The organism is Campylobacter showae CC57C, from assembly GCF_000344295.2.
GTDB classification, from domain to species: domain Bacteria; phylum Campylobacterota; class Campylobacteria; order Campylobacterales; family Campylobacteraceae; genus Campylobacter_A; species Campylobacter_A showae_B.
On sequence record NZ_AOTD01000248.1, the window covers coordinates 1 to 4,375 of the forward strand.

Consider the following 4,375-nt stretch of genomic DNA (forward strand, 5'->3'; position numbering starts at 1 on the left):
GTTCAAATTTGAAGTCAAATTTGTAAATTTTAGCTAAAATTTTACTCGCCGAGACCCGCCCATCGAAAATGTCAAATTTGAGTTTTTAAATTTGTAAATTTAGCAGGATATGAGACAAATATTCCAGACGGATTGTATGTAGTTTAAATAGTTTTTGGCGGATACGACGGGAGCGGACTAGTCGTCCGTGACCCGAGTATCCTAGCCGAAAACTACTTTTAAAATCTAGCCGAGCCGGGGAATCCCAAATTTAAATTTGATTGATTTCGCTACTACGTGCGTTATACACAAACCAGCTCAAAATCATCACCAAACAAAACACCCCAAACACGGCAAAAAACGCAAAATTCGCCACGAGTAAATTTTGATAAATCCCGCCTCGTTTGCCGCGCTAAAATCAGGCGCAAAAAGACTCGGACAAATTTCGTTTAGCGGCAAAGCAAAAGGAAAACTAATCTCGCTAACGCCGCTAAAATCGCTCGTGGAATAATCAAGCCCAAATATCACGCCCAAAAAAATCAGGAAAAATCCAGCGAGCTTGACGCCAAAAACCTTAGGCGCGCACATCGCCACGCATACGCCAAATGCCGCAAACAGCGTCGCAAAGCGTAGCTTTACCACGAGCGTGTCCGCAACCGCGCCGCCCAAAAACAGCTCGCACAAGATAAATTTGATCGCCAAAACCGCAAGCAAAGCCGCCCAAAACACCCGCCTTCGCTGCAAGTTATACACAAAGCAGACAAAGCCCTTGTTTTCGATATTATAGTCCATTATTTTGCTAGCAGCTCCTTCACTGCCGCCGCCATCGCGTCTACCGAGCCGATCGCCTTCACGTTTATGAGATATTTGCCGCCGACCACGTACGCAGGCACGCCCTGGATCTTGGCCACGTCGTAGCTATCGTCCCACGCTTTTAAAATTTCTTGCGCGCGCTCGCTAGCTAGAGCCTTGTCGTAGTCCGCGTCGCTCACGCCCGCCGCACTAAGGGCAGTCGCGATAAATCTCGCCTTATCCTTGCCGCCGTTAAAATCATCATCCTTGTCGTGAGTAGCCTTGTAGATCGCAAATTTGGCTTTTTTAAATTTAGACTTGTCGCTAAGCAAACTAACGTCGCTAGCCTCGTCCAAAACGATCATCGCGGCAAAAATTTTACTCGCCGTTTCGCCGAGCTTGCCCTTGGTTTTTAAGTGATACGGGATAAATTTGACTCCGTCTAGCTCGCTAAATAGCTTTGGCGTAACGCTTCGGTCAAATTTGTAGCAGTGGACGCACTCGTAGCTAAAGACCTTCACTACGCTATCTTTTGGTACGTTTAGAGGCTTTTCTAGCAGTTGATAGTCCGTGCCCTCCTCTAACGCGTTTGCACCGATGCCGAGCAAGCAAACGGCAGCTAAAATTCTTAAAAATTTAGCGATTTTCATAAAATTCCTTTGCGGTAAATTTTAAAGATTGTATAAAAGAAAGGGTAAATTTGAGATTAAGCGGGCTAAACTCGGCAAATTTGACGAGTTAAATTTGATGGCGTCGCGGATAAAATTTCAGCAAGCGAGTCAAATTTAAACAAAGCAGCAAGCCAAATTTTCTTTCAAATTTAACTCGCCGCACAATTACCGAATCCAGCCGCGCACATAGTTTTGGCGGCGGCTAGAAAAACTAAACCAGAAAGGTTAAATTTAATAGTTAAAGATATTCGGATCGATCACCAGCGCGCGGTAGGCCACGTCGTCTCTAGACGCAGACTCCACATCCATCTCAAATTTGATGTCGTTAGTCTTCGGATCGATCTCCACGAGCACCATTTTGATCGTCTTATCAGGCTTTAACAGATAGACGTTCGAGCTTGAGATGAAATACGTGCTTTTATCCTTTTGCCACTCCACGACGCTAGTAACCGCGCTGTAAAAGTCAAATCCGCGCTCCTTGCCAAACTCCCACGTCTGCTCGACGGTGCCCTTTTTCTCGTCGATCTTGTACTCGACCGCGCGCGAGTATTTTTCCTCTTTTAGCGCAGGCTGCTCCATACCGCGGCCGTCGCCGTTGTCAAATACACTGATGTGCTTGACTGGGCCCTTGTTATCATAGCGCGGAGTGAGCCACGCGGTGTGCTGCGTCCACGACCAGTCGAAATCGCCCTCGCATTTTGAGTTTTCGCATTTGATTTTATTGCCGTTTTTATCGACAGGAGTGAGTACTTTTTCTTTAAAGTCCGCGCTCCAGCCCTCAGGCGACGCTAGGATCCATTTTACTTTTTTGTCGCGACCGATCTTAACGATACCTTGGTGGCGAAGCGAGAGGATGATACCGTCGTCGCTAGGATCGTATGAGATCGAGTTTACGTGCGCCCAGTTGCGTCCAGTGCCGGTCGAAGTCACGTCGCCAAAAGGCAGATCGTCGCTGATTTTGATCTCTTTGGCGTCCATATCGATATTTAGGCACACGGCGCGAGCGTCAAGAGCCTTGATGAGGTTGCTGCGATAAACGTTTTTGCCGAAAATTTCATTCAGATCCCACTCGTCGACGACCTTGCCGCTGCCGTCCACTTCGATGATGTGATCTCTGATCGTGTGCGAGAGCCTGCCATCTGCGTGGTGGTAGTTGTATTTACCGACGCGAAGCAGTAAGTGATCGCCCTTAAGCGGCATCACCTCATGGCTAAGGTCGATGTAGCCGCGCGGCAGCTCGCGATTATACACCTCCTTACCCATCATATCGTAGCGCATATATCGCTGCGCCATGCCCCAGCTCAGATCGCCGTTTGGCAGCTGATGAAAGCCCATCATCATACCGCCGTCCATCACTCTGCGCTCGCTGCGGTCGTAAAATTTCTGATAGTCCAGATACCATCTGACCTCGCCCTGCGTATCGACGACAAAATTTTCTGTGAAGTCGTTCCAGCTAGCCGCACCGCCGTTTTTCCAATCAAGCGGCTTATAGACGCTCGTGATCGTGTTGTTAATGAGATAGAGCCTGTTTTTAAACGCAGGATCGACCTTTTTGACCTTCATCTTTTGCATGTGGCTAAATCTAAAATCGCGGCTATACATCACGATCGGCTGAGCGTAAATTTTATACCTTTCGACCTTCTTTTCGCCGTTAAAAACGTAGCTTACTTCGACCTCGTTTAGATAGTCCGGATACAGTCCCCAGATCGGCACGCCGTCGTGCGTCAGTAGCGCATGCTCGGAGACGTTATAGGCGATGTCGATGCCGCCGCCCGGTTTACCCAACACCCGCACGTGGATATCCTTGATATCCTTGCCCGCGCGATCGATGATAGCGGTCAGCGGCGCCACGTCGTATGGGTTTATAAGCACAGAGCCAAGCTCGCCCTGGGTTTTTACCTGATGCGCCAAAACGCCCGCACTCGCCGTCTGCGGCACCGCTATAAACGCGCCGCCTGCTAAGGCCGCAGCCAAAATGATAGAACCGAAAAAATTCTTACGCATATTCGCTCCTTTTGGGTAAATTTATCTAATTTTACTACTACCAAATCACATAATAATCATACTAGATTTAAATTTTACTTAAATATCAAATTTAAAGCTAGATTTTAATATGAAGGCTTAAATTTTAAAACGAGAGCGAGCCGGATAACGGGTCAAATTTTGATATAATTAGCCCGAATTTATCAAATTTAAGGAGAAAAAATGCCTTTCATAAACGTCAAAATGGCAGGCCCGGAGCCGACAAAAGAGCAAAAGCAAAAGCTGGTCGAGGAGATGACCGACACTATGGTACGCGTGCTGGGCAAAAATCGCGAGCGAGTGCAAATTTATATCGAAACATACGACGCAAGCTCGATAGGCTCGGGCGGCAAGACGCTTGAGGAGATTAGAAAGGAGCAAAAATGAGCGAATTTTCAAAAGAGGATTTGGAGCGAAAAATCACGCTAGCAGCCGGCGATACGGCGCCAAATTTCACTCTAGAAAACAGCGACGGCGTTAGTATCAGCCTAAAAGACTTCGTCGGCAAAAACGTCGTGCTGTATTTTTATCCGAAAGACAACACCCCTGGCTGCACGACCGAGGCATGCGAATTTAGCGCGCTTTACGATGATTTTATAGCCAAAGACACCGTGATCGTGGGAGTAAGTCCCGATAGCGTCAAGTCGCACGCCGGATTTGCGCAAAAACAGAGCCTAAAGCATATCCTACTAAGCGACCCCGCGCACGAAGTCGCCAAACTCTACGGCGTCTGGCAGGTCAAGAAAAACTACGGCAAAGAGTATCTGGGCATCGCGCGCTCGACCTTTGTGATCGGCAAAGACGGCAAAGTCGCGAAGGTGTATAAGAGCGTGAAGGCGAAAGAGCATGCGGCGAGGGTGTTGGCCGATCTCGTGAAGTGATTGCGGCTTGTCTCGCGAGCGCTTTTCCGA

Annotated in this window: 5 protein-coding genes; 2 read left to right on the top strand and 3 right to left on the bottom strand. The window is 48.1% G+C overall.

The window, feature by feature from the left end:
* Window positions 1–306: 306 nt before the first annotated feature.
* The 3 genes from H740_RS09965 to H740_RS09975 all read right to left on the bottom strand — a co-directional run bounded on the left by H740_RS09965 (window position 307) and on the right by H740_RS09975 (window position 3,446).
* Window positions 307–771 carry a disulfide oxidoreductase gene (locus H740_RS09965; protein WP_002953646.1) on the bottom strand — a complete coding sequence of 155 codons (465 nt, stop codon included), beginning with the start codon at window positions 769–771 and terminating at the stop codon, window positions 307–309.
* On the bottom strand, window positions 771–1,421 hold the full coding sequence (locus tag H740_RS09970; RefSeq protein WP_002953647.1) for a thiol:disulfide interchange protein DsbA/DsbL: 651 nt from the start codon (window positions 1,419–1,421) through the stop codon (window positions 771–773). Before H740_RS09970 ends, H740_RS09965 begins: the two co-directional genes overlap by 1 nt.
* Window positions 1,422–1,673: 252 nt before the next feature.
* Window positions 1,674–3,446, bottom strand: a complete 1,773-nt coding sequence (locus tag H740_RS09975) for an aryl-sulfate sulfotransferase (protein WP_002953648.1) — start codon at window positions 3,444–3,446, stop codon at window positions 1,674–1,676.
* A gap of 201 nt (window positions 3,447–3,647) precedes the next feature.
* On the opposite strand from H740_RS09975, the gene H740_RS09980 reads away from it, so the two are divergent.
* Both H740_RS09980 and bcp read left to right on the top strand, forming a co-directional pair.
* Window positions 3,648–3,851, top strand: coding sequence for a tautomerase family protein (locus H740_RS09980; protein ID WP_002949321.1), 204 nt, complete (start codon window positions 3,648–3,650; stop codon window positions 3,849–3,851).
* Window positions 3,848–4,345: a thioredoxin-dependent thiol peroxidase gene (gene bcp / locus H740_RS09985; protein ID WP_002953649.1), complete on the top strand. Its 498-nt coding sequence runs from the start codon at window positions 3,848–3,850 to the stop codon at window positions 4,343–4,345. The genes H740_RS09980 and bcp overlap by 4 nt, the downstream gene beginning before the upstream one ends.
* The last annotated feature ends 30 nt before the right edge of the window (window positions 4,346–4,375 follow it).

Bases quoted from the DNA above. Each gene is read 5' to 3' on its own strand.
- H740_RS09980 (WP_002949321.1), top strand. From the start codon at position 3,648: ATGCCTTTCATAAACGTCAAAATGGCAGGCCCGGAGCCGACAAAAGAG.
- bcp (WP_002953649.1), top strand. From the start codon at position 3,848: ATGAGCGAATTTTCAAAAGAGGATTTGGAGCGAAAAATCACGCTAGCA.
- H740_RS09965 (WP_002953646.1), bottom strand. From the start codon at position 771: ATGGACTATAATATCGAAAACAAGGGCTTTGTCTGCTTTGTGTATAAC.
- H740_RS09970 (WP_002953647.1), bottom strand. From the start codon at position 1,421: ATGAAAATCGCTAAATTTTTAAGAATTTTAGCTGCCGTTTGCTTGCTC.
- H740_RS09975 (WP_002953648.1), bottom strand. From the start codon at position 3,446: ATGCGTAAGAATTTTTTCGGTTCTATCATTTTGGCTGCGGCCTTAGCA.